The organism is Pseudarthrobacter oxydans (genome assembly GCF_013314975.1).
GTDB lineage: Bacteria > Actinomycetota > Actinomycetes > Actinomycetales > Micrococcaceae > Arthrobacter > Arthrobacter oxydans.
On record NZ_JABTYH010000013.1, the window covers coordinates 39,235 to 63,504 of the forward strand.

General features: G+C 66.5%; 19 protein-coding genes and 2 tRNA genes. 18 read left to right on the forward strand and 3 right to left on the reverse strand.

Annotation, left to right across the window (positions count from 1 at the left end; genetic code table 11):
* Positions 1-72 precede the first annotated feature (72 nt).
* From ilvC to HTS88_RS10595, 7 genes are all read left to right on the forward strand, one after another.
* Positions 73-1,098, forward strand: a complete 1,026-nt coding sequence (gene ilvC / locus HTS88_RS10565) for a ketol-acid reductoisomerase (protein ID WP_174178122.1) — start codon at positions 73-75, stop codon at positions 1,096-1,098.
* A gap of 127 nt (positions 1,099-1,225) precedes the next feature.
* Complete coding sequence (gene serA, locus HTS88_RS10570; protein ID WP_174178125.1) at positions 1,226-2,815, forward strand: phosphoglycerate dehydrogenase; 1,590 nt, start codon at positions 1,226-1,228, stop codon at positions 2,813-2,815.
* 214 nt (positions 2,816-3,029) lie between these two features.
* The gene (locus HTS88_RS10575; RefSeq protein WP_174178127.1) at positions 3,030-5,825 is read left to right on the forward strand and encodes an ABC transporter permease; all 2,796 of its coding nucleotides are present in this window, start codon (positions 3,030-3,032) and stop codon (positions 5,823-5,825) included.
* The gene (locus HTS88_RS10580; protein WP_104184854.1) at positions 5,822-6,577 is read left to right on the forward strand and encodes an ABC transporter ATP-binding protein; all 756 of its coding nucleotides are present in this window, start codon (positions 5,822-5,824) and stop codon (positions 6,575-6,577) included. The genes HTS88_RS10575 and HTS88_RS10580 overlap by 4 nt, the downstream gene beginning before the upstream one ends.
* A gap of 34 nt (positions 6,578-6,611) precedes the next feature.
* Positions 6,612-8,171: a methionine--tRNA ligase gene (gene metG, locus HTS88_RS10585; protein WP_174178129.1), complete on the forward strand. Its 1,560-nt coding sequence runs from the start codon at positions 6,612-6,614 to the stop codon at positions 8,169-8,171.
* Positions 8,172-8,344: 173 nt separating this feature from the next.
* Positions 8,345-9,397 carry a 3-isopropylmalate dehydrogenase gene (locus tag HTS88_RS10590; RefSeq protein ID WP_174178131.1) on the forward strand — a complete coding sequence of 351 codons (1,053 nt, stop codon included), beginning with the start codon at positions 8,345-8,347 and terminating at the stop codon, positions 9,395-9,397.
* Between the two features lie 103 nt (positions 9,398-9,500).
* On the forward strand, positions 9,501-10,613 hold the full coding sequence (locus HTS88_RS10595) for a branched-chain amino acid aminotransferase (RefSeq protein ID WP_174178133.1): 1,113 nt from the start codon (positions 9,501-9,503) through the stop codon (positions 10,611-10,613).
* A gap of 85 nt (positions 10,614-10,698) precedes the next feature.
* On the opposite strand, the gene HTS88_RS10600 is transcribed toward HTS88_RS10595, so the two are convergent.
* Positions 10,699-11,292: a hypothetical protein gene (locus tag HTS88_RS10600; protein ID WP_174178135.1), complete on the reverse strand. Its 594-nt coding sequence runs from the start codon at positions 11,290-11,292 to the stop codon at positions 10,699-10,701.
* Between the two features lie 124 nt (positions 11,293-11,416).
* On the opposite strand from HTS88_RS10600, the gene HTS88_RS10605 reads away from it, so the two are divergent.
* From HTS88_RS10605 to HTS88_RS10640, 8 genes are all read left to right on the forward strand, one after another.
* Complete coding sequence (locus tag HTS88_RS10605; RefSeq protein ID WP_174178137.1) at positions 11,417-12,247, forward strand: MBL fold metallo-hydrolase; 831 nt, start codon at positions 11,417-11,419, stop codon at positions 12,245-12,247.
* Positions 12,248-12,257: 10 nt separating this feature from the next.
* Complete coding sequence (locus HTS88_RS10610) at positions 12,258-13,034, forward strand: fumarylacetoacetate hydrolase family protein (protein ID WP_174178139.1); 777 nt, start codon at positions 12,258-12,260, stop codon at positions 13,032-13,034.
* Between the two features lie 50 nt (positions 13,035-13,084).
* A complete protein-coding gene (gltX, locus tag HTS88_RS10615) occupies positions 13,085-14,599 on the forward strand; it encodes a glutamate--tRNA ligase (RefSeq protein WP_174178142.1) in 1,515 nt (504 codons plus the stop codon).
* A gap of 13 nt (positions 14,600-14,612) precedes the next feature.
* Positions 14,613-15,350, forward strand: a complete 738-nt coding sequence (locus HTS88_RS10620; protein ID WP_174178239.1) for an HAD family hydrolase — start codon at positions 14,613-14,615, stop codon at positions 15,348-15,350.
* A gap of 158 nt (positions 15,351-15,508) precedes the next feature.
* Positions 15,509-15,580: transfer RNA gene (locus HTS88_RS10625), tRNA-Gln, on the forward strand.
* A 138-nt stretch (positions 15,581-15,718) separates the two neighbouring features.
* Positions 15,719-15,794, forward strand: a tRNA-Glu gene (locus tag HTS88_RS10630).
* A 112-nt stretch (positions 15,795-15,906) separates the two neighbouring features.
* Complete coding sequence (locus HTS88_RS10635) at positions 15,907-17,700, forward strand: dynamin family protein (RefSeq protein WP_174178144.1); 1,794 nt, start codon at positions 15,907-15,909, stop codon at positions 17,698-17,700.
* A complete protein-coding gene (locus tag HTS88_RS10640) occupies positions 17,697-19,313 on the forward strand; it encodes a GTPase (protein ID WP_174178146.1) in 1,617 nt (538 codons plus the stop codon). Before HTS88_RS10635 ends, HTS88_RS10640 begins: the two co-directional genes overlap by 4 nt.
* Here the strand turns inward: HTS88_RS10640 and HTS88_RS10645 are convergent.
* Positions 19,291-19,836, reverse strand: a complete 546-nt coding sequence (locus HTS88_RS10645; RefSeq protein ID WP_174178147.1) for a DUF1697 domain-containing protein — start codon at positions 19,834-19,836, stop codon at positions 19,291-19,293. The two genes, HTS88_RS10640 and HTS88_RS10645, sit on opposite strands and share 23 nt — an antisense overlap.
* 47 nt (positions 19,837-19,883) lie before the next feature.
* On the reverse strand, positions 19,884-20,603 hold the full coding sequence (locus HTS88_RS10650) for an IclR family transcriptional regulator (RefSeq protein WP_066276894.1): 720 nt from the start codon (positions 20,601-20,603) through the stop codon (positions 19,884-19,886).
* A gap of 113 nt (positions 20,604-20,716) precedes the next feature.
* Between HTS88_RS10650 and leuC the strand changes: the two genes are divergently transcribed.
* The 3 genes from leuC (at position 20,717) to murA (ending at position 24,268) form a co-directional block, all read left to right on the forward strand.
* Positions 20,717-22,171, forward strand: coding sequence for a 3-isopropylmalate dehydratase large subunit (leuC, locus tag HTS88_RS10655; RefSeq protein ID WP_174178149.1), 1,455 nt, complete (start codon positions 20,717-20,719; stop codon positions 22,169-22,171).
* Between the two features lie 8 nt (positions 22,172-22,179).
* Positions 22,180-22,791 carry a 3-isopropylmalate dehydratase small subunit gene (gene leuD, locus HTS88_RS10660; protein WP_174178151.1) on the forward strand — a complete coding sequence of 204 codons (612 nt, stop codon included), beginning with the start codon at positions 22,180-22,182 and terminating at the stop codon, positions 22,789-22,791.
* 151 nt (positions 22,792-22,942) lie between these two features.
* Positions 22,943-24,268, forward strand: a complete 1,326-nt coding sequence (gene murA / locus HTS88_RS10665; protein ID WP_066276889.1) for a UDP-N-acetylglucosamine 1-carboxyvinyltransferase — start codon at positions 22,943-22,945, stop codon at positions 24,266-24,268.
* The last annotated feature ends 2 nt before the right edge of the window (positions 24,269-24,270 follow it).

Sequence of the window (24,270 nt, forward strand, 5' to 3'; positions counted from 1 at the left end):
CCGGCAGCAGGCAACGCCCGCAACCGCACCACAAGACACCTATCTACAACCCACTCAAGAGGAGTTACGCAAGTGACTGAAATGTTTTACGACGACGACGCCGACCTGTCGATCATCCAGGGCCGCAAGGTAGCCATTGTTGGCTACGGCTCCCAGGGCCACGCCCACGCGCTCAACCTGCGCGACTCCGGCGTCGAGGTTGCCATCGCCCTCAAGGAGGGCTCGACGTCGATCGCCAAGGCCGAGGACGCCGGCTTCACCGTCAAGAACGTTGCCGACGCCGCCGAATGGGCCGACGTCATCATGATCCTGGCGCCGGACCAGCACCAGCGCTCGATCTACAACGACTCCATCAAGGACAAGCTGAAGCCCGGCAAGGCCCTTGCCTTCGCCCACGGTTTCAACATCCGCTTCGGCTACATCCAGGCTCCGGAGGGTGTTGACGTCATCCTCGTCGCTCCCAAGGCTCCCGGCCACACCGTGCGCCGCGAATTCGAAGCCGGCCGCGGCATCCCGGACATCATCGCCGTCGAGCAGGACGCCACCGGTTCCGCCTGGGACCTGGCCAAGTCCTACGCCAAGGCCATCGGCGGTACCCGCGCCGGCGTCATCAAGACCACGTTCACCGAAGAAACCGAGACGGACCTCTTCGGCGAGCAGGCCGTCCTGTGCGGCGGCGTGTCCCAGCTGGTCCAGTACGGCTTCGAAACCCTCACCGAAGCTGGCTACCAGCCCCAGATCGCCTACTTCGAGGTCCTCCACGAGCTCAAGCTCATCGTTGACCTCATGTGGGAAGGCGGCATTGCCAAGCAGCGCTGGAGCGTTTCCGACACCGCCGAGTACGGCGACTACGTCTCCGGCCCCCGCGTCATCACCCCCGAGGTGAAGGAAAACATGAAGGCCGTCCTGGCCGACATCCAGTCCGGTGCCTTCGCCAAGCGCTTCATCGAAGACCAGGACAACGGCGGCGTGGAGTTCAAGGCACTGCGTGCCAAGGCAGAGCAGCACCCCATCGAGGCCGTCGGCCGCGAACTGCGCTCCCTCTTCGCCTGGCAGCAGCAGGACGTGGACTACGTCGAAGGTTCCGCAGCCCGCTAAGGCTGGCCCAACGTGCCGTGATAAAGGCAGACTGTGAGGCCGGGTTCACACTTAACAATGTGAGCCCGGCCTTTCCGTCGGCCTAGACTTGTTTCTATCCCCCGGACTGCAACGCAGAGGATCAGCCGTGTCAAAACCCGTAGTACTGCTCGCCGAAGAACTTTCCCCCGCTACCGTCGAGGCCCTGGGCCCGGACTTCGAGATCCGCCAGACCGACGGCGCCGACCGTTCCCAGCTGCTCTCCGCCATCGGCGACGTTGACGCAATCCTGGTCCGCTCGGCCACGCAGGTGGACGCCGAGGCGATCGCCGCTGCGAAGAACCTCAAGGTCATCGCCCGCGCGGGAGTAGGCCTGGACAACGTGGACATCAAGGCAGCCACCCAGGCCGGCGTCATGGTGGTCAACGCGCCCACCTCGAACATCGTTTCGGCAGCTGAACTCACCGTTGGCCACATCCTCAGCCTGGCCCGCCACATCCCGCAGGCAAGCGCAGCCCTGAAGGACGGCGAGTGGAAGCGCTCCAAGTACACGGGCATCGAACTCTTCGAAAAGAAGATCGGCATCATCGGCCTGGGCCGGATCGGCGCGCTTGTGGCCGCCCGGCTGAAGGGCTTTGACACCAAGATCCTCGCCTACGATCCCTACATCACCTCAGCCCGCGCGGCACAGCTCGGCGTGCAGCTGGTGACCCTGGACGAACTCCTGGCGCAGGCGGACTTCATCACCATCCACATGCCCAAGACGCCGGAAACGGTGGGCATGCTGGGCGCTGACGCCTTCAAGAAGATGAAGAGCACCGCCTACGTCGTCAACGTCGCCCGCGGCGGACTGGTGGACGAGGAAGCACTCTTCACGGCCCTGCAGGACGGCGAAATCGCCGGCGCCGGCGTGGACGTCTTCTCCAAGGAACCCAGCACCGACCTGCCCTTCTTCAAGCTGGACAACGTGGTGGTCACCCCGCACCTCGGCGCCTCCACCGACGAAGCGCAGGAAAAGGCCGGCGTGTCGGTGGCCAAGTCGGTCCGCCTCGCCCTCGCCGGTGAACTGGTGCCCGACGCCGTGAACGTGGCCGGCGGCATCATCGCCCCCGACGTCCGTCCCGGCATCCCGCTGATCGAGAAGCTGGGCCGGATCTTCACCGCCCTGACGCACGCCTCCCTCACCCAGTTCGACGTCGAAGTGGCCGGCGAGATCTCGTCCCTCGACGTCAAGGTCCTCGAACTGGCCGCCCTCAAGGGCATCTTCGCGGATGTCGTGACCGAGCAGGTTTCCTACGTCAACGCTCCGGTCATCGCCGAGCAGCGGGGCATCAACGTCCGCCTGATCACCACACCCGACACCGAGTCGTACCGCAACGTCCTCACCCTGCGCGGCGCCCTGAGTGACGGCACCCAGATCTCCGTGGCCGGCACCCTGACCGGACCCAAGCAGATCCAGAAGCTCGTGGGCATCAACGGCTTCGAGGTTGAGATCCCGATCAGCGAGCACCTCGTGGTGGTGGCCTACACAGACCGCCCCGGGGTCATCGGAACCATCGGACACATCCTCGGCATGAACAACATCAACATCGCCGGCATGCAGGTGGCTCGCTCTGACGAAGGCGGCCAGGTGCTTGCCCTGCTGACCATCGACAGCTCTGTTCCCCAGCAGGTCCTGGACGCCATCAAGGCCGGCATCGGCGCCGAGATGGTGCGTGAAGTGGACCTGGAGGACTAACCCGCACCCCGGGGAAACACCGCACCGCCGGCCGCCCTCGGCGAGTCCCGGCACGGCCACGTATGATTGGCCGGTCTGCTTACAATGGCTAGGTCCTGATTCAGGACCGGGCCGGCAGGCCGGCCAATACCTTTTGCACATCCGTCCGTGATCGTCCATGTCCGCATGGGCGCCGTCCGGGTGCGCGCACGCAATCCAGGTTTCAGGGAGTTCCATGAACGCCGTCCAGAGGTTCATCAGAAGCAAAGTGCTGCTGTTGACCGCGGCCATCTTGATCGCAGCCATGTGCTTGTCGGTCCTTGTCCAAAGCCAGTCCCAGGCCGCACTGAACAGGACCGTTGATGAAAATTCACGCGGCCTCTACGACGTCCTGGTCCAGGCGAAGGCCCCCTCCAGCTCGCTCATGCAGCCCGAGATCGCCAACGGCTCCGGCGGCATCAGCTTCGAGCAGCTGGAGGCCATCAGGAAGCTCTCCGGCACCTCCGTGGCAGCCCCGATCAGCCTTGTCTCCCGCGTGACCCAGAACCTTGAATCCCCGCGCCTCGATGCCATGGACTACCTCGGCTACAACGCCGGGCTGGCCGGCACCGCAACCGCGGACCAGGCCGCCGGAGCAACCGCCCCGGACCAGTGGCCGGCCGCCGAATCGGTCCTGGGCGATGAAACCCGGAAGTACCGCCTGACGGCCAGTGCGGTCAGCTCCGACGGCGTCTCCGAGCAGACCCTCTTCAAGTCCACCGCCGAAGGCACCCTTGGCAAGGCCAGGCTCGTGGAGGAGCAAACTGCCGGCGGCAGCAGCATCCGCATCGCAGGTCCCGCAGACGAAACCGGGATCAAGTTTCCCGCACCGGCCGGCGGCTCCGAGCACAACCTCTTCAACCTTTCCGTGTCACTGCCCATGGCCCCCGAGATAACGGAATCCGTGGTCGCCGTCGACCCGGCTGCCGAACGGGCCCTCCTGGGTTCCGCCGGTGACTTCCTGTCCCCGCTGGAGAAGGCGCCGCCGGCCGATGCCCGCGACGCCGGCGCGGTGGGACGCTACCTCGAGGGACTGTTCACCAACGGCATCAGCCTGGACGAGCTGGAGGAAGGGCCGGATTTCCTCGGCGTCAAGCTCAAGTACTGGGCGCCGCTGATGACCCAGTACCAGCAGGCCAAGCGGAACGGGCAGCTGACTGATGATTCCCAGGCCATTCCCCTGATCGTCCGTTCCGGGACGTCCCTGGACCTGAAGTACAACGTCAAGATCGAAGAAATCGACGACGCCGGCAAGGTCGTCAAGGACGTCGGCACCGTCTCGCGTTCCCTGGACAAGGACTACCTGCCGTTCGTTTCAAAGGACCCCTTCGTCCTCTCCTGGCCGGGTTCCACGGACCACTCCTCACTGCTCGGCAGCAGCGGCAACTTCAACCAGGGCCTTTACACTCCCGCCACCTGGAGCACCGACTTCGCTGCGGCGCCCAAGTACACCGACGGCGAAGCAGCCGCCAACGGTGCCGAGGAAAAGACGGCAGTGCCCGGTGAATGGGTCACCGTCAACCGGCTTCCCGAGAAGAGCGCCAACGGCACGCCCGTTGACCAGACCCAGCGCGAACCCGTGGATGAGCGTTCCTACCGGGAAAACCTGGCAACGGGGGAGCAGGCAGCCGCCCCGCTGGCCATGGTCTACGGCACATTCGATCCCGCCTCCGTCGCCGCTGCCGCCGGCGACGTCAACAAGCTGCCGCTGGGCGGCTACGACCCCACCCCGTTCACGCTGGTCAAGGACGCTGCGGGCAACGAAGTCCCCGCCACGGAACTTGAGCCTTCCCTGAGCGCCACCGGGCTCGCCAGCCAGTCCGCAGGCGCCATCACGGATTACTACGGCCTTGCTGCTGCCCGCGGCTACACCGAAAACGCCAGCGTCATCGACGCCGTCCGTGTCCGTGCAAAAGCGCCCGGAAGCTGGAAGGAAGCGCAGCCCGACGTCGAACAGCTGGCCGGCGAAATCCGCGAGATGGGCCTGGAGGCCACCATTGTGGCCGGGTCCGCGCGGGAGGATGCCAGCATCTTCGTCCCGGGCTACAGCAAGGACGACGCCGGCAAGGAATCCGCCCTGGGGACCGTCCAGCAGTCCTGGGTCCGGCAGAACGCCGCGGAGGCTGTTACCGGGTCGCTGTCCGGCACCAACATCACCCTGCTCTTCCTGACGCTCTGCGGCGCAGCCCTCCTGACGGGCGCATCCACGGTGAGCTACATCCGCAAGCGGAGGAGCGAAGCCGGAACCCTGCGTGCCATGGGCTGGACCCAGGGCCGGATCCGCCGCTGGGTCCTGGAGGAATTCGGCGTCGGAGCGGTCCTGCTCGCCGTGGCCGGGATCGTGCTGAGCCTGGCCAGCTGGAGCCTTTCCACTGCCCTGGTCTCCGCGTCAGTCCTGGTGCTGTACGCGGCGGCGGCCTTCTTTGCCGCACAGCAGCTGCGCCACCGCGACGAGATCGACCAGGAACCGCAGCATGACGAACGGCTGATTCCTGTGGACTCACCACTGACCTTCGCCAACCGCCAGCTGAGCACCAACAAATTCAACACCCTGTCCCTGGCCGTAGCCGTGGGCGTGTTCGGGGCTGCAGCAGGCGGCCTGGCCGCCCTGCTCATCGACATCCCGCGCGCCGCCGGCGCCAGTGCGCTCAGCGGCTTGGCCGCGGCCAGCGTTGCCTTGCCGAGCATCCTCCTGGCCCTCGCCGGAGTTGCCGTAGGGCTTGTGCTGACCCTGGTCACCGGGCGGTTTGAACTCAATGCCAAGCGCCAGTACCTTGGCATCCTCGAGGCCATGGGCTGGAATCCGGACATGCTCCGCCAGGTCCGCCTGTTCGAGAACGCGCTGGTGGGAACCGTGGCCCTGCCCCTGGGCGTCCTCGGCGCCCTGGGCATCGGCCTGCTGCTGGCACCCTACGCCGCGCTGTGGGCGGGCGTGGCCGGCCTCGTGGCTGTACTTTGCTGGATACCGATTGCAACGAAAGTGGTCCAATGACAAACCCGACCAACGTCCAGCGGAGCCGCCGGTCCGGCTCCGGTGAGGTCCCCCTGCAGACCCGGGCCAACACCATCGTCAAGGCCGCCGACCACGCCACGCCGCTGGAACTGAGCGACATCACCATCCGCTACGGCGGGGGCAAGGGCGGCGCCGAAGCCGTCAGCGTGGTGGAAGGCTTCGACCTGACCCTGCACGCCGGTGAGATGCACTGTGTCGCCGGCCGAAGCGGTTCCGGCAAGACCAGCATCCTGACCGTCGGCGCCGGACTGACCCTGCCGACGTCGGGCCGCGTCTTCTGGGAAGGCGATTCGCTCGAAAGCATGGGCGACGACGAAATCGCGGACCGCCGTCGTGCGCTGATCGGGTACGTTGACCAGGGCGGCGCCCTGATCGACGGAATGAGCGCCCTCGAGAACGTGCTCCTCCCGGCCGTTCCGGACGGCGAAGTGGACCAGCGGCGGGACATGGCCAAGGACCTGCTGGACCTTGTTGGCCTGGGCCGGCGCATGCGGCACCGTCCCGCCCAGCTGTCCGGCGGCGAACGCCAGCGCGTGGCCATTGCCCGTGCCCTGATCCTGGGCACCCGGGTCCTGGTGGTGGATGAGCCCACCGCGAGCCTGGACCGGGCCTCCGCCAACCGCATCATCAGCATCCTGAAGGACACCACGTCCGACGGCATCGCCGTGCTGGTGGCCTCGCACGACCACGAACTTGTCCGGCTCAGCGATACCCTGACCGAACTCATCTAGCCCGTCCCTCCCCACCGAAGGTAACGTCCTCCACGTGACTGCTTCAGAGAAAACGCCGTTCTACATCACCACGGCCATCACCTACCCCAACGGTGTGCCCCACATCGGCCACGCCTACGAGTACATTGCCACCGATGCGATGGCGCGCTTCAAGCGGCTGGACGGCTTTGACGTGATGTTCCTGACCGGGACGGACGAGCACGGGATGAAGATCGCCCAGGCGGCCGAAAAGGAAGGCATCACTCCCAAGGAGCTGGTGGACCGGAACGCGGAGATCTACCAGGCGGCGCACGCCGCCCTGGGGATCACCTACGACCGTTTCATCCGCACCACAGACGAGGACCACTACGCCGCCTCGCAGGCCATCTGGAAGAAGATGGAAGCCAACGGCGACATCTACCTGTCCAAGTACGAGGGCTGGTACTCCGTCCGGGACGAGGCCTATTACGGTGAGGACGACACCGTGGTCAAGGACGACGGCGTGCGCTACTCCAAGGAGACGGACACCGAGGTGACCTGGACGGCCGAGGAGAGCTACTTCTTCCGGCTGTCGGCCTACCAGGACAAGCTCCTTGCCCTGTATGAGGCCCACCCGGAATTCGGCGCCCCGCAGTACCGTTTCAACGAAGTCATCAGTTTCGTCAAGCGAGGCCTGGAGGACCTGTCCATCAGCCGCACCACCTTCGACTGGGGCGTCCCGGTCCCGGGCAACGACAAGCACGTGATGTACGTGTGGGTGGATGCCCTGACCAACTACCTCACCGGCGTGGGGTACCCGGACGTGGACTCGGAGAACTTCCGGAAGTACTGGCCTGCTGACGTCCACATCATCGGCAAGGACATCTCCCGCTTCCACGCCATTTACTGGCCCGCCTTCCTCATGAGCGCGGGCCTGGAGCTGCCCAAGCGGGTGATGATCCACGGCTTCCTGCACAACAACGGCGTGAAGATGTCCAAGTCGCTGGGCAACGTGGTTGCCCCGGCGGACTTCGTGGCACAGTACGGACTGGACCAGGTGCGCTTCTTCTTCCTGCGGGAAGTGCCCTTCGGCGCGGACGGCAGCTACAACCACGACGCCATCGTGGGGCGGATGAATTCGGACCTGGCCAACAACTTCGGAAACCTGGCCCAGCGGTCGCTGTCCATGGTGGCCAAGAACTGCAGCGGGCGCGTTCCCGTCCCGGGGGAGTTCACTGCCGCGGACACTGCCATCCTGGCCCAGGCCGACGCCCTCCTTGCCGCAGCCCGGGCAGCCTTTGAGAAACAGGAGTTCAGCCGCGCGCTCGAGGCGATCTGGGGTGTCCTGGGAGATACGAATGCCTACTTCGCGGAGCAGGCGCCGTGGGTGCTGCGGAAGACCGACGTCGAACGCATGAACACGGTGCTGTACGTGACCCTTGAGGTGCTGCGGATCGTGGCCATCCTGGCACAGCCGGTCATGCCCCGGGCCACCGGTGCGCTCCTGGCAACCCTAGGCCAGCCCGAGGGGGAAGCCCGGCAGTTCGCAGCGATCCCCACCCGGATTGTGGCCGGGACCGAGCTGCCTGCGCCGTCGCCCGTGTTCCCCAAATACGAGGAGCCGGCCGGGGCCTGACGCTGCCACGCTCTCTCACTTCCTGCACGTTTGGGCCCAACGCTCTCTCACCCCTGGACAGGCGGTGGGAGAGCGTTGGTTGTTTTCCGGCAGGAAGTGAGGGAGCGTCCCTGGGGTGTTCGGATTATGAGACAGCTTGACCAGCATATGGATAACTTGGCTAACCTGAATCCATGAGCGCATCCTCCATCGATCTTGCAGTTATCCCTGGCGACGGCATCGGCCCCGAAGTGATTGCCGAGGCAGTCAAGGTCCTCGAGAAGGCCGTGGCGGCGGAGGGCGTCGAGCTCAAGCAGACGCACTACAAGCTCGGCGCTGAGCACTGGCTGGCCACGGGGGAGACCCTGCCGGACGAAGTCCTCGCGGACCTCCGGAGGCGGGATGCCATCCTGTTCGGCGCAGTGGGCGCGGCCCCCGGCGACACGCGGATCCCGTCGGGGATCATCGAACGCGAGATGCTGCTCAAGCTCCGCTTCAGCCTGGACCACTACGTCAACCTGCGCCCCTCCAAGCTGTACGGCACCGTGGGCAGCCCCCTGGCCAACCCGGGCGACATCGACTTCATCGTGGTCCGCGAGGGCACCGAAGGCCCTTACGTTGGCAACGGCGGCACCCTGCGTGCGGGGACCCCCCACGAGGTGGCCACCGAAGTCTCCCTGAACACCGCGCACGGCGTGGAGCGAGTTGTGCGCGACGCATTCCGCCGTGCAAGCGCCCGGGAGCGCAAGCACGTCACCCTGGTCCACAAGCACAACGTCCTGGTCTTCGCAGGGCACTTGTGGAAGCGCACGGTCGAGGCCGTCGCCATCGAGTTCCCGGACGTCACCCACGATTACCTGCACGTGGACGCCGCCACCATCTTCATGGTCACGGATCCGTCGCGCTTCGATGTGATTGTCACGGACAACCTCTTCGGCGACATCCTCACGGACCTTGCCGCAGCCGTGACGGGCGGTATTGGGCTGGCCGCGTCCGGCAACATCAACATGGACCGCACGGCGCCGTCCATGTTCGAGCCGGTCCACGGCTCCGCCCCGGACATCGCCGGCCAGGGCAAGGCCGACCCGACCGCCGCGATCCTGTCCGCCGCGCTCCTGCTGGACCACCTCGGCTACACCGCCGCGGCCCGCAAGATCGAAGCCGCGGTGGCTGCCGACGTCGAAAAGCGCGACGGCGATGCCCGCAGCACGAGTGCCGTAGGCGATGCCATCGCGGCCGGACTCTAACCCGCGCCGGAGCCGCAGGCATCGGGCGTAAGCTTGTCTCGAATCACCAAATGCCGCCCTGCCGTTCAGCGCTGAACCCGGGGCGGCCGATCGTGGAGGAACCATGACCCAGACTGCCCATGGCGTCGAATTCACCCAGCAGCCCTCGGCCAACCCGAAGTCTGCTGAAGAGCGTGCAGCCATCCTGGCCAACCCGGGATTCGGCAACCACTTCACCGACCACACCGCCATCGTGGACTACAGCGTGGACGAGAACGGCAAGGGCGGCTGGCACAATGCCCGGATAGAGGCGTACGGGCCAATCGTCCTGGACCCGTCGGCAGCTGTTTTCCACTACGGCCAGGAGATCTTCGAAGGGCTCAAGGCGTACCGCCATGCCGACGGCTCCATCTGGACCTTCCGTCCCGAAGCCAATGCGGCACGCCTGAACAAGTCCGCCCGCAGGCTCGCCCTTCCCGAACTGCCGGCCGAGTACTTCCTCGGGGCAATCCGTGAACTGGTTGCCATTGACAAGGAATGGGTCCCCGCCGGCGAAGGTGAGGCGCTGTACCTGCGGCCGTTCATGATCGCCACCGAGGCCTTCCTGGGCGTCCGCGCCGCACGGGAAGTCTCTTTCCGCGTCATCGCCTCACCGGCCGGCAACTACTTCGGCGGCGAACTGAAGCCCGTGTCCATCTGGATCTCGCGGGAGTACGCCCGCGCCGGCCGCGGCGGAACCGGCGATGCGAAGTGCGGCGGCAACTACGCGGCGTCGCTGATCGCCCAGCAGGAGGCTGAAGCCAACGGCTGCAAGCAGGTCCTCTTCCTCGACCAGTTCAACGACAACGCAGTCGAGGAACTGGGCGGCATGAACGTCTTCTTCGTGATGAAGGACGGCTCACTGGTCACCCCGGCGCTGACCGGCACCATCCTCGAAGGGATCACCCGGATGTCCGTCATCCAGGTGGCCAAGGACATGGGCCGCGAGGTCACCGAGCGCAAGATCACCCTCGATGAATGGCGCGACGGCGTTGCCTCCGGTGACATTGCCGAGGTGTTCGCCTGCGGCACCGCAGCCGTGATCACGCCGATCGGAGTCCTTAAGGACGCCACCGAGTTCATCGGCTCCGAGGACGCCAAGGCGGGGGAGACCACCATGGCCATCCGCGAGCAGTTGCTCGGCATCCAGACGGGCACGGTGCCGGACACGCACGGCTGGCTGACCCGCCTGGCCTAGCCTTCCGGTTTATGAACGTACGACGGCGCCTGCCGGGCTTGGTCCCGGCGGGCGCCGTTCGTTCACCCGCCAGCCGGCGGGCTGGTCAGCGCCGTGCGGCCTTACGGGCAGCGTTCTTCAGCGCCTTCCGCGAGACAGGCTTCAGCGCCTTGCGGGCCGCTTCTTCTGCGATGGCCCGGTTGCGACGGGCGTCAATGACATCGTTCCAAAGCGCCGTTGCGAAGGCGCCGCCGTCCTGGGCGTACACGTCATAGGGATAGCCGGCAAAGACGGAGGGCGTGGTGCCGCCCGTGGGAAGATCCTGCCCCTTTGCCTTCGCCACGGCATCGCCGACGGCCCAGGTCCGGGTCAGGTGGTGCACGAGGTTTTCCTGCACAAAGACGTTTGCGTCGCTTGAAGCGGCAGCACGCGTCAGGAGCACATCCAGGTCTTCAGCCAGGAACTTCGCCGCCCATTCGTCCACGGGTGCTGCCCCCGACCGGAAATCCTCGGCCACCCCCTCCACCGCCTCACTCCAATCGTCGGTCTCGCGGAACTTCTTCCACGTGGGAAACCACACGATGCTGCCCGTCGCGTGATTGTGGATGTGCTGGAGTCCACTGTTCTTCCCGGTTGCGGCATGGTCGTGGCCGGCAGCGTCAGCATCGGCGAGGAGGTCAGTTAGTGAGGTTGTGCTCATGGTGTCCGGTTCCGGCTTCCTGGGAGGTCGTGTGGTCTTCATTGGTGCTCAACCCGGAAACCTGCCTGTTCTATTCCGGCGGCGCGAACGGCAGTGGTGCACCTGGCAGTGAAAGGATGGGAGGGTGACTTCAGCTTCCGGTCCCGTCCTCCAGCGCAGCTCCGCCCTGACACAGTACGTCCTGGCGCCCAATCCCGGGCCCATGAGCCTGGACGGAACCAACTCGTACGTCCTGAGGGCGCCCGGCAGCCCGGGCGCCGTGGTGGTGGATCCAGGACCACTGGACGAGGCCCACCTGCGGGCACTCGCTGCGGCCGGGCCCGTGGAACTGGTCCTCGTGACCCACCGCCATGCGGACCACACCGCCGGTGCTGCACGGCTGCACCAGCTGACCGGTGCCCCGGTGCGGGCGGCAGGCACGGCCCACTGTTACGGCGGAGGCGCTCCGTTGAAGGACGGGCAGGTGATCCATGCGGCAGGGCTTGAAGTGAGGGTGCTGGCTACTCCCGGCCACACGTCAGATTCGGTCTGCTTCCACCTGCCCGGTGACGGCCCGCAGGGTTCGGTTCTCTCCGGCGACACCATCCTCGGCCGCGGCACCACCATGCTTGACTACCCCGACGGGACTTTGGGCGACTACCTTGGCTCGCTGGACAAGCTTGAGGCACTTGGTCCCGCAGCTGTCCTCCCCGCCCACGGCCCCACCCTTCCGTCCCTGGCCGACGTTGCCCGTGCCTATCGCAGCCACCGCCTGGACCGGCTCGAACAGGTACGAAATGCACTGGCCAGCCTCGGGCCGGAAGCCACCGCCCGTGACGTCGCGGACGTCGTCTATGCCGACGTCGACCCTTCCGTGCGGCGCGCTGCCGAAACGTCCGTCTCGGCCCAGCTCCACTACCTTCGCGGAGACGCAGGCCAGCAGCGGCCCGGGGAGCCACGCCCGGCAAGACGGTAGGGTAGGAGCCATGCGTATTGCCAGGTTTGTTGTTGATTCTGATCCCCTTTACGGCGTCGTCGAAGGTGACGCCGGCAGTGAGGAAATCACTGTCATCCATGGAGACCCCTTCTTCAACGGCGTGGAGCGAACCTCCGTCCGCCACAAGCTGGAGGACGTCCGGCTGCTCGCGCCGATCATCCCCCGCAGCAAGGTCATCGGCGTGGGCCGCAACTTCGTGGAGCACGCCCATGAACTCGGCAATGAAGTCCCCGCCCAGCCGCTCCTGTTCCTGAAGCCGAACACCGCCGTCGTGGGCCCCAACGATCCCGTGGTGCTGCCGGACTTCTCCGAGGAAGTCTCCTTTGAGGCGGAACTGTGCGTGGTGATCGGGCGGATCTGCAAGGACGTGCCCGAGGACCGCGTGGACGATGTCATCTTCGGCTACACCTGCGGCAACGACCTCACCGCCCGGGACGTCCAGAAGACCGACCTGCAGTGGACCCGGGCCAAGGGCTTTGACACCTCGGCGCCGCTCGGCCCCTGGATCGAGACGGACCTGGACACCGAGGACCTGCAGATCCAGGGCCGGCTCAACGGGGAACTGCGGCAGGACGGCAGCACCAGCCAGATGATCCGGGGCGTCCGCGAACTGGTGTCCATCGTGTCCCAGGCCTTCACCCTGCTGCCCGGCGACGTCATCATGACCGGAACGCCCGCCGGAGTGGGCCTGGTCAGCGCCGGCGACCGCTTTGAGGTGGAGATCGAGGGCATCGGCCGCCTGTCCAACCCCATAGTCCGCCGCTGACGCCGGGGCCGCCCGGACCCCTGGCGGCAGACGGTAAAGTTGGAGCCACTATGACTACTGCTTCCGCGTCGAATGCTGCCTCCCTGCCCCCCGTTTCCGCCGACACGCCCGTGCGGGTCCGGTTCTGCCCGTCGCCCACCGGCACTCCGCACGTCGGGCTGATCCGGACGGCCCTCTTCAACTGGGCCCACGCCAAGCACACCAAGGGCACTTTCGTGTTCCGCATTGAGGACACGGACGCGGCGCGCGACTCGGAGGAAAGCTACCTGCAGCTGCTCGAGGCGCTGAAGTGGCTTGGCATCACGTGGGAAGAGGGCGTCGAAGTGGGCGGCCCCCACGAGCCCTACCGCCAGTCGCAGCGGCTGGACCTGTACAAGGACGTCGTGGCCAAGCTGATCGAGGGCGGCTACGCCTACGAGTGCTACTCGTCCCCCGAGGAAGTCGAGGCACGCCACCGCGCCGCCGGCCGCGACCCCAAGCTGGGTTACGACAACTTTGACCGTGAGCTCACCGACGAACAGGTGGCCGCCTTCAAAGCCGAGGGCCGCCAGCCCGTGCTGCGGGTCCGGATGCCCGACGAGGACGTCACCTTCACCGACCTGGTCCGCGGCGAGATCACGTTCAAGGCCGGCAGCATCCCGGACTACGTCATTGTCCGCGCTGACGGTTCCCCTCTCTACACACTGGTGAACCCGGTTGACGACGCACTGATGGGTATCACCCACGTGCTGCGCGGCGAGGACCTGCTGTCCTCCACGCCGCGCCAGGTTGTCCTCATCCGTGCACTCATGGAGCTCGGTGTTGCCAGCTACATGCCGGAGTTCGGCCACCTGCCCTACGTCATGGGTGAAGGCAACAAGAAGCTCTCCAAGCGTGATCCCCAGTCGAACCTGTTCCTGTTGCGTGACCGCGGCTTCATTCCCGAGGGCCTCCTGAACTACCTGTCCCTGCTGGGCTGGAGCCTCTCCGCCGATGAGGACATCTTCACCGTGGACCAGCTCATCGAAAACTTCGACGTCCACGACGTCCTGGCCAACCCGGCGCGGTTTGACATCAAGAAGGCCGAAGCCATCAACGGGACCCACATCCGGATGCTCGCCCCCGGGGACTTCCGGGAGCGGCTGGTGCCCTACCTGCGCACTGCCGGCTATGTGGGGGAGGAGCTCACGGCGCGGCAGGAGGACATCCTGACCGAAGCCGCGCCGCTGATCCAGGAGCGCATCACGCTTCTGGGCGAGGCCCCGGACATGCTCGGATTCCTGTTCAAGGACGACGACGCCATTGACGTTGCCGACGACGCCCGGAAGGGCCTTCCGCAGAACCTCGACGAGGTACTGGATGCCGCTATTGGGGCCCTCGACAGTGTCCAGGAGTGGACCGCCGAAGAGATCCAGGCAGCGCTCAAGCAGGCGCTCGTGGAAGACCTGGGCCTGAAGCCCCGGCTCGCGTTCGGACCCGTGCGTACCGCTGTTTCCGGACGGCGCATCTCCCCGCCGCTGTTCGAGTCCATGGTGATCCTGGGCAGGGAATCCTCCCTTCGCAGGCTCCGGGCCTTCCGTGGCTGATGACCGCACGGCGATGACAGCTTCCCGAAGGGCCGGCGCCGGTGTCCTGGACACGCCCTTCGGGTCAGTCCGCGGGGTCCTGTTCGACATAGACGACACCCTGGTGGACCTCGAGTTTTCGATGACCACAGCCCTTCGGGAGGTCAGCGAACACCTCCTGCCCGGCATGGACCAGGCCGGCTGGGAGCGGTTCGGGCGCATCTTCACGCACGAAACCACCCACTATTACGACCGCTACCTGGCCGGGGAACTGACGTTCAACGAGCAGCGGCTGCTGCGCGGCCGCGCTGCCCTGGGCCACTTCGGGGTTGAGCTGGAAGAAGGTGAGCAATCCCACCAGTGGCTCACGGCATACGTGGAAAAGCAGCCCGCCTACGTGAAGCCCTTCCCGGATGTCATGCCGCTGCTGGACCTGCTGGACCAGGCCGGCGTGCCCTACGGCGCCGTCAGCAACAACGTCCACGACTATCAGCGCGCCAAGCTGGACGGCGCAGGCCTTGGACGCGTCAGGCGCCTGGTGGGGACGGACACGCTGGGCGTGGCAAAGCCAGATCCGTCCATCTACCTGGAAGGTGTCCGGCTCCTGGGCACCGGACCTGCTGAAACGCTCTACGTCGGGGACAACCGCCTGCTGGACGCGGAAGGCTCGACGGCGGCCGGCCTCCTGGGCGTCTGGCTCAACAGGGCGGGGGAGCAGGTTAAGGAATTCCGGGGCAACATGGTGTCGTCGCTGGGCGAACTTGTCGCCTGAGGGCGCTCGGCGCGGGCCGGGCGTACGCCCGGCCCGCGTCCCCGACCGGCACGCCGGAGCCCGATTTGTGCGAGCACGAAGTCTCGGGTAAAGTAATTTCTCGTGCTGAGGCGCACGGAGCAGGGTAAACGCCCTGAAAACCGGCCCGAAAGTATCATTGGGATATGGTGTAATTGGCAACACTACGGTTTCTGGTACCGTCATTCTAGGTTCGAGTCCTGGTATCCCAGCTCTGGTTTGAAAGCTGATTTCAGCGCTCAAAACGGAAGGTTTCAGCCGGTTCGCCGATTTGAAACTGAAGCGAAGTGTATGAAACAATCACTGAGCTTGACCAGCGGAAACGCTGGTAAAAGTACGGTAAAGTACACGGCCCCATCGTATAGCGGCCTAGTACGCCGCCCTCTCACGGCGGTAACGCGGGTTCGAATCCCGCTGGGGTCACCAACGAAATGGTCCCGGGCACACGCCCGGGGCCATTTTTGTTGTGTGCTGGTGCCCACCGGCAACGCGCGCCGTTACTGCGGCCGTGGAGAGTTCGAACTGGCATGATGTTGCTGTGACCTCCCCCAACGAGCAGGACCACCCGAACCACGCGCAGCGCACGCCCGCGGGCAGCGCCGCAGCCTTGGCGGCCGTCGCGCTGCTGGAAGAGGTGCGCGAGGATCTGGCCGCTGCCGAGCTGCCGCTGGCCCTGCCTGATTCGGAGCAGGCCCGGCGTGAGGCCGCGAGTGCCGTGGCCCAGCTCGATGACTACATCCTTCCGCGGTACCGAAGCCTTGACGCTCCGCTCCTGGCCGTCGTCGGGGGTTCCACGGGAGCGGGCAAGTCAACCCTGGTGAACGGGATCGTGGGGCACCCGGTCACCCGCGCAGGCGCCATCCGTCCCACCACCCGCCAGCCGATCCTCCTGCACCACCCATCGGAGGCGGACTGGTTCGAGGGGCAGCGCGTGCTGCCGAGCCTCAGCAGGATCCGTGGGTCCGTCACCAACAGCCCCTTGCCCGCTAACCGGGCAGGAGCGGTTCCGGATGCAGCCGCCATGTCTTCCCTTGTCCTTGTGGCAGACCCGGGAGTGCCCGCCGGAGTTGCCGTCCTGGATGCCCCGGATGTTGATTCCATCTCGGACGACAACCGCAAGCTGGCCGCCCAGCTCCTGGCCGCCGCCGACCTGTGGGTCTTCGTTACCACTGCCAACCGTTACGCCGACGCCGTTCCCTGGAAGCTGCTCCTCAACGCCGCGTCGCGGGACATCATGGTGGGCGTGGTCCTGGACAGGGTTCCCGCGGGGGCGGAAGAAGAAGTCAGCGAGGACCTGCGCAGCCTCCTCGACCGGGAAGGGCTCGGCGCGGCGCAGCTGTTCATCATTCCGGAGACCACCCTGGATGCCATGGGCATGCTGCCCGCCGGGGCCGTCCAGCCGCTGCGGGCCTGGCTGGCTGACCTGGCGGCCGACGCCGCCGGCCGGTCCGACATCGCCCGCCGCACCCTGAACGGAACCGTCCGGGCGATGGCAGGGCGCGTCTCCGCCGTCGCGCTGGCCGCCCGGGAGCAGCAGCACGCCGCCGCCAACCTCGAGGATGCCGCCGTCGGGGCCTACGGGGACGCTGCGGACCGCATCCTCGATGCCACGAGGGACGGCGCCCTCCTGAGGGGAGAGGTGCTGGCCCGCTGGCAGGACTTTGTGGGTACGGGGGAATTCTTCCGGACGCTCGAGCAGAACGTGGGACGGTTCCGCGACCGGGTGGGTGCCTTCTTCCGTGGTGAACCCGCACCCGCCGTCAGGGTGGAAGCTGCCATCGAGACCGGCCTGCAGGCTGTCATTGTTGACGAGGCCGCCAATGCCGCCGAGGACACAGACCAGCGCTGGCGGAACGATCCCGCCGGGCGCCAGCTGCTGGGTACGGATGACCTCTCCGGCACAACTCCGGGCTTTGAAGACCGCGCCGCCGCTGAGATCCGGGCCTGGCAGGAAGCCCTGATGGACATGATCCGCACCGAGGGCCAGGGAAAGCGGACGCAGGCCCGCTGGCTCTCCTTCGGCATCAACGGACTCGGCGCCGCGCTGATGATCGTCGTCTTTTCCATGACGGCCGGGCTTACGGGACTCGAGGTGGGCGTCGCCGGAGGAACCGCCGTCGTGGGCCAGCGGCTGCTCGAGGCCGTCTTCGGCGAGGACGCCGTCAGGCGCATGGCCGAAAAAGCGCGCGAGGACCTGCACACCCGATGCCAGGTGCTGCTGCAGGAAGAGAGGCGCAAGTTCCTCTCCCGCCTGCCGGACTACGACGGCAGCATCCCCGACACCCTGGCCGCGCACGCCGCCGCGCTGGTGCGCCTGGCGGACAACGCATGAGCCGCCACAGCGATACCCGGGAGGCGACCCGGCTGGACCGCCGGCTTTCCGCCCTCAACGACGCCCGCGAGCTTGGCCAAGGCGTCCTTCCGGACGAGTCCCTGCAGGAAGTCTTCAGTGTCCTGGAGCGCGCAAGTTCACGGCGGTCGCTTTCCGCGGACCACACCGTGGTGGGATTCTTCGGTGCCACGGGCAGCGGAAAATCCTCGCTTTTCAACGCGGTCAGCGGCGCGGAAATTGCGACGGCGGCAGCGCGGCGTCCAACGACGTCGGAACCTTTGGCAGGGATCTGGGGTGCGGACGGCAGCGAGCCGCTGCTGAACTGGCTGGAGGTCCGCAACCGCCACCACGCCGCCGCCGTCGAAGGATTCGCGGACGAGGACACCGGCCTGGTCCTGCTGGACCTGCCGGACTTCGACTCCACCAAGGCATCCAACCGTGAGGTGGTCCAGCGGATGGTGGGAATGGTGGACGTCCTGGTGTGGGTCCTTGATCCGCAAAAGTACGCCGACGCGGCCGTGCACAACGACTTCCTGTCCCGCCTGGCCTCGCATGGCGCGGTGACCCTGGTGGTCCTGAACCAGGTGGACCGGCTGCCGGAACGTGATGTGCAGCCCGTCCTGGAATCCCTGCGCTCCATCCTTGCCCGCGACGGACTTGCCAAGGTCCAGGTGCTTGCGGCTTCGGCGTTGACGGGAGCCGGCATTGACCAGGTCCGGGCTGCCATCCGTGGGGTTGCCGTCAAACGCAAGGCCCAGTCGCAGCGGCTTGCTGCCGATGTCACCAGGGCATCAGCGGAGCTGGGCGCGGTGTCCGGCGAGGGAACCGCAGCCGGTGTACGGCCTGCGGCCATTACCCGCCTTGCCGACGAACTGGCTGTGGCAGCCAACGTTCCCGTGGTGGTCCGCGCGGTGGGCCAGTCCTACCGGCTGGAGTCCGTCAGGCGCACGGGCTGGCCCGTGACCCGATGGCTCTCCCGGTTCCGTGCTGATCCGCTGCGGCGGCTCAACCTGCGCAGCGCGGCGCCATCGGAGCTCAACCGGACATCACTGCCACCGGCAGGAGCGCCGGAGCGGGCACGCACGGACGCCGCCGTGCGTGAATTCGCCGACGCCGCGAGCACCGGCGCTCCCGGGCCCTGGCGGGCGGCCATCCGGGGAGCCGCCAGGGAGGGCCGGGAGCGGCTGCCCGATGCCCTTGACCAGGCCATCGCCGGAACGGACCTCGCCGCCAACCGGAAGTCCTGGTGGTGGGGAGTTTTCAACGTGGTGCAGTGGCTGGCGCTGCTCACCGTCCTGGGCGGGCTGGGCTGGCTCGGCGTCCTGGCGGCCCTGGGCTATTTCCAGATGCCCGTGCCTGAGGTGCCCCGGGTGGAGGGGTGGCCAATCCCCACCCTGATGATTGCCGGGGGTGTGGTGCTGGGTATTTTCCTGGCCATCACCGGCCGCTTCATAGCCGCTGCTGCGGCCAACCTACGGGCAGCGAGGGCACGGAAGAGGCTCAAAGCCGCAGTGGCTGCCGTTGCGCAGGAACTCGTGGTGGAACCGGTGGAACTGGAGGTCAGCAGGCACGCCGCATTCGATGCTGCACTCAGGACGGCTGCAACCGGCTAGCAGCATCCCGGACTTTGACCAGCGTCCGCAGGTTGCGCGTCGTGGTTGCGGCCTTGAACCTGGCTTTTGCGGAGATCTTGCTGAAGGGGCTGTCCAGGGTTCCGCCTGCCGGTGCCAGCCAGGCCAGCGCCTCCGGCCCCAGCCTCTTCTGCTGGTGTCCTTCCAGTGCAGCCCCGGCCGCGTCGAGTTCATCGAGCACTTCCTGGTCCGAGGAGAGCGTGATGTAGGTATGGGTGGCCTTGTCGTCGGCAGGGTAGGGGCACGCCGCCACGAGTTCTGCGACCCGGCCGGCTTCGAGGACCACCACCCAGGCGTCATAGCCAAAGGCATCCCTGAGGCACTTCTCACAGGTGCGCTTGACAGCGGCGGCTCCGAGGGTGCTGGTGAGGACGACGTTTCCGCTCGCAAGCAGTGTCCCGGCGTCCTGGAAGCCGGCAGCCTGGAGGGCGTCCCGCAAGGCGGCCATCTTGATGTTGATGCCGCCCACGTTGATGCCACGGAGGAAAACCGCATAGCTGCCCATGGCGAAATCCTAGCGCCGGGCGGGCCGGTTGCGGCCTTTGCCGGGCGTCAGTCGTTGTTCTTCCGGAGGGCTTCGGTGAGGAGCCGTCCGGCGTTGCACACCACTTCCGCGTGCAGCCGGCCGGGCTGGCGGGTGAGGCGCTCAATGGGCCCGGAAATGGAAACCGCGGCGATGACCCGGCCGGACGGTCCCCGCACCGGTGCGGAGACGGAGGCGACTCCCGGCTCCCGTTCCCCGAGGCTCTGGCCCCAGCCCCGGCGTCGTACTCCGGCCAGGACCGTCGGCGTGAAACGTGCTGACTGCAAGCCTTCGAGAAGACGGTCGTGGTCTTCCCACGCGAGCAGTACCTGCGCCGCAGACCCTGCCTTCATGGACAGCTGGGTACCCACGGGGATGGTGTCGCGCAGGCCGATAGGCCGTTCGGCCGAGGCCACGCACACGCGCCAGTCACCCTGGCGGCGGAAAATCTGGGCGCTTTCGCCGGTGGCGTCGCGCAGCTGCATCAGGACGGGCCCCGCGGAAGCTATCAGACGGTCCTCGCCTGCAGCCGATGCCAGCTCAACCAGGCGGCTTCCCAGGACAAAACGGCCCTGGATATCGCGGCTCACGAGGCGGTGGTGGACCAGGGCGAGGGCCAGGCGGTGGACAGTGGGCCGGGCCAGGCCCGTGGCTGCCACAAGCTGTGCCAGCGTGGTGGGGCCGGCTTCGAGCGCATCAAGCACCTGGGCCGCTTTATCAATGACACCGACTCCACTAGAATTGTCCATGTAATGATATTGCCGTCTCAATATCTGAGATGCAAATCTTTTGGCTGGCGCAGTGCCGAGCCGTCCTGATTCAGTTGATCTCATCAGCCAAACAGCAGTGAAGGGAGATGGCCATGGCAAAGACATTGGCCGAGAAAGTCTGGGACGCACATGTGGTGCGCAAAGGTGATGGTGACGGTGCCAACGCCCAGCCCGACCTTCTCTTCATCGACCTTCACCTGGTCCACGAAGTGACGTCCCCGCAGGCCTTCGAAGGCCTGCGGCTGGCCGGCCGGAAGCTGCGCCGCCCGGACCTCACCATCGCCACGGAGGACCACAACACCCCCACGCTGGACATCGACAAGCCTATCGCGGACCTCACCAGCCGCACCCAGATCCAGACCCTGCGCAACAACTGCGCGGAGTTCGGCGTGCGGCTGCACAGCCTCGGGGACGCCGAGCAGGGCATCGTCCACGTGGTCGGCCCGCAGCTGGGCCTCACCCAACCGGGTATGACAGTGGTCTGCGGCGACTCCCACACGTCAACGCACGGTGCCTTCGGCGCCCTGGCCATGGGCATCGGCACCTCTGAGGTGGAGCACGTCATGGCCACCCAGACGCTCTCCCTGAAGCCCTTCAAGACCATGGCCATCAACGTCGAGGGGACACTGCGTCCCGGCGTCACCGCCAAGGACATCATCCTGGCCGTCATTGCCAAGATCGGCACCGGCGGCGGGCAGGGCTACGTCCTGGAATACCGCGGGTCCGCCATCCGCTCGCTGTCCATGGACGCGCGCATGACCATCTGCAACATGTCCATCGAAGCCGGTGCCCGCGCCGGCATGGTGGCGCCGGACGAAACCACCTACGCCTACATGGAGGGCCGCCCGCACGCTCCCCAGGGCGCCGACTGGGACGCCGCCGTCGAGTACTGGAACACGCTGCGCACTGACGAGGACGCCGTCTTCGACGCCCAGGTTGACCTGGACGCCGACACCCTGGAGCCCTTCGTCACCTGGGGCACCAACCCCGGCCAGGGAGTTTCGCTGTCCGAGTCCGTGCCGTCGCCCGAGGACTTCGGCGACGAGAACGCCAAGGCAGCCGCCGAGCGTGCGCTGCAGTACATGGGGCTGGAGGCAGGCACCCCGATGAAGGAAATCCGCGTGGACACGGTGTTCCTGGGCTCCTGCACCAACTCCCGCATGGAGGACCTGCGCGCTGCCGCGGACATCATCCGCGGACGCCAAAAGGACCCCAACGTCCGGATGCTGGTTGTTCCGGGCTCCGCACGCGTGCGGCTGGAAGCCGAGGCCGAGGGCCTCGACCGGGTGTTCAAGGACTTTGGCGCCGAGTGGCGCTTCGCCGGCTGCTCCATGTGCCTGGGCATGAACCCGGACCAGCTGGAGGTGGGGGAGCGCTGCGCTTCCACCTCGAACCGCAACTTCGAAGGACGCCAGGGCAAGGGCGGCCGCACCCACCTGGTCTCCCCGGTGGTCGCCGCTGCCACCGCCATCCGGGGCACCCTGAGTTCGCCGTCGGACCTTGATCCGGCCCCCGAATCCGCCGCCATCCGCACCGACGCAGCCTAGGACACGCCATGGAAAAGTTCACCACCCACACCGGAATCGGCGTCCCGCTGCGGCAGAGCAACGTGGACACGGACCAGATCATCCCCGCCGTCTACCTCAAGCGGATCACCCGGACAGGGTTCGAGGACGCCCTGTTCTCGGCATGGCGCAAGGACCCGTCCTTCATCCTCAACAAGGAGCCCTTCACTGCCGGCTCCGTGCTGGTGGCTGGCCCGGACTTCGGAACCGGCTCGTCCCGCGAGCACGCCGTCTGGGCGCTCAAGGATTACGGCTTCAAAGCCGTCCTCTCCTCCCGCTTCGCCGACATCTTCCGCGGGAACTCCGGCAAGCAGGGGCTGCTGGCCGCCGAGCTCTCCCAGGACGACATCGAGCTCATCTGGAAGGAGCTCGAGAACGCTCCGGGGACCGAAGTCACCGTGGACCTGGTGTCCAAGACCGTGGCGTGCGGCAACATCGTTGCGCCCTTCGAGATCGACGACTACACCCGCTGGCGCCTGCTGGAAGGCCTGGACGACATCGGGCTGACCCTGCAGCATGAGGCGGACATCACGGCCTACGAGGCCACCCGGCCCTCGTTCAAGCCCAAAACCCTGCCTGCGCGCCTTTCCTCCGCGGGCTGAAGCAGAGCTGCATGTCTTTAAAAGGTGCGACGGCGGCGCGCCACGCCCTGCCGCCGTCGCCCGCGTATTTCGGTTCGGTAACGCAACCTCCTATGCTTGGTTGGAGCCTTTGCAAGGATTTGGGGGCGAGTGATCGTAAGGAAACCGGTATATGAGTAGTGTTCTGACAATCCGCGGCGGAGTCCCGCTTACAGGCCGCGTCAGCGTCAGGGGAGCAAAGAATCTTGTCCCCAAGGCGATGGTGGCAGCGTTGCTGGGCAACGAACCCTCGGTGTTGCGGAACGTTCCGGAGATCAAGGACGTGGAGGTGGTCACCTCCCTCCTGCAGCTGCATGGCGTCACCGTGGTCAAGGACCCGGTCAACGGCGACCTCACGCTGGATCCGAAGGCAGCCAAGACGGCCTCCAGCACTGCCATTGACGCCCACGCAGGCGACTCCCGGATTCCCATCCTGCTGTGCGGACCGCTGATCCACGCCATCGGCGAGGCGTTCATTCCCGATCTCGGCGGCTGCAAAATCGGCGACCGCCCCATCGACTACCACCTGGACGTGCTGCGGCAGTTCGGTGCCGTGGTGGAGAAGCGCCCCGGCGGGATCCACATCTCGGCACCCAAGGGCCTGCACGGGGCAAAGATCTCCCTTCCGTATCCGTCGGTGGGCGCCACCGAGCAAGTCCTGCTGAGCGCCACCCGCGCCGAGGGCATCACCGAGCTCTCCGGTGCCGCCACCGAGCCGGAGATCATCGACCTCATTGCCGTGCTGCAGAAGATGGGCGCCATCATCAGCGTCCAGACGGACCGGACCATCCGCATTGAAGGTGTCCGCGACCTCGGCGGCTACAACCACCGGGCGCTCTCGGACCGGAACGAGTCAGCGTCGTGGGCCTCTGCTGCCCTGGTCACCAAGGGCGACATCTTTGTTGAGGGCGCCTCCCAGCGGGACATGATGACCTTCCTGAACACCTACCGCAAGGTGGGCGGCGGGATGGACATCGGCGAGGACGGCATCCGTTTCTACCACCACGGCGGCAAGCTCAACCCGCTGGTCCTGGAGACTGACGTGCACCCCGGCTTCATGACGGACTGGCAGCAGCCCCTGGTGGTGGCCCTGACCCAGGCCGAAGGCGTCTCCATCGTCCACGAGACCGTCTACGAGAACCGCTTCGGATTCACGGATGCGCTCATCCGGATGGGAGCCAGCATCCAGGTGCACCGTGAATGCCTGGGCAGCGTCCCGTGCCGGTTTGGCCAGCGCAACTTCCTGCATTCGGCCGTGATCTCCGGACCTACCCAGCTCAAGGGCACCGATATCGACGTCCCGGACCTGCGCGGCGGCTTCAGCCACCTGATTGCGGCTCTGGCGGCCACGGGAACCTCACGCGTGACCGGCATCGACATCATCAACCGCGGCTACGAACGGTTTACCGAAAAACTGGCCGGGCTGGGTGCCGACTTCGACATCACCACCACGAAGTAGCG

Bases quoted from the DNA above. Each gene is read 5' to 3' on its own strand.
- HTS88_RS10575 (WP_174178127.1), top strand. From the start codon at position 3,030: ATGAACGCCGTCCAGAGGTTCATCAGAAGCAAAGTGCTGCTGTTGACC.
- HTS88_RS10580 (WP_104184854.1), top strand. From the start codon at position 5,822: ATGACAAACCCGACCAACGTCCAGCGGAGCCGCCGGTCCGGCTCCGGT.
- HTS88_RS10590 (WP_174178131.1), top strand. From the start codon at position 8,345: ATGAGCGCATCCTCCATCGATCTTGCAGTTATCCCTGGCGACGGCATC.
- HTS88_RS10595 (WP_174178133.1), top strand. From the start codon at position 9,501: ATGACCCAGACTGCCCATGGCGTCGAATTCACCCAGCAGCCCTCGGCC.
- HTS88_RS10600 (WP_174178135.1), bottom strand. From the start codon at position 11,292: ATGAGCACAACCTCACTAACTGACCTCCTCGCCGATGCTGACGCTGCC.
- HTS88_RS10610 (WP_174178139.1), top strand. From the start codon at position 12,258: ATGCGTATTGCCAGGTTTGTTGTTGATTCTGATCCCCTTTACGGCGTC.
- gltX (WP_174178142.1), top strand. From the start codon at position 13,085: ATGACTACTGCTTCCGCGTCGAATGCTGCCTCCCTGCCCCCCGTTTCC.
- HTS88_RS10620 (WP_174178239.1), top strand. From the start codon at position 14,613: ATGACAGCTTCCCGAAGGGCCGGCGCCGGTGTCCTGGACACGCCCTTC.
- HTS88_RS10640 (WP_174178146.1), top strand. From the start codon at position 17,697: ATGAGCCGCCACAGCGATACCCGGGAGGCGACCCGGCTGGACCGCCGG.
- HTS88_RS10645 (WP_174178147.1), bottom strand. From the start codon at position 19,836: ATGGGCAGCTATGCGGTTTTCCTCCGTGGCATCAACGTGGGCGGCATC.
- HTS88_RS10650 (WP_066276894.1), bottom strand. From the start codon at position 20,603: ATGGACAATTCTAGTGGAGTCGGTGTCATTGATAAAGCGGCCCAGGTG.
- leuC (WP_174178149.1), top strand. From the start codon at position 20,717: ATGGCAAAGACATTGGCCGAGAAAGTCTGGGACGCACATGTGGTGCGC.
- leuD (WP_174178151.1), top strand. From the start codon at position 22,180: ATGGAAAAGTTCACCACCCACACCGGAATCGGCGTCCCGCTGCGGCAG.
- murA (WP_066276889.1), top strand. From the start codon at position 22,943: ATGAGTAGTGTTCTGACAATCCGCGGCGGAGTCCCGCTTACAGGCCGC.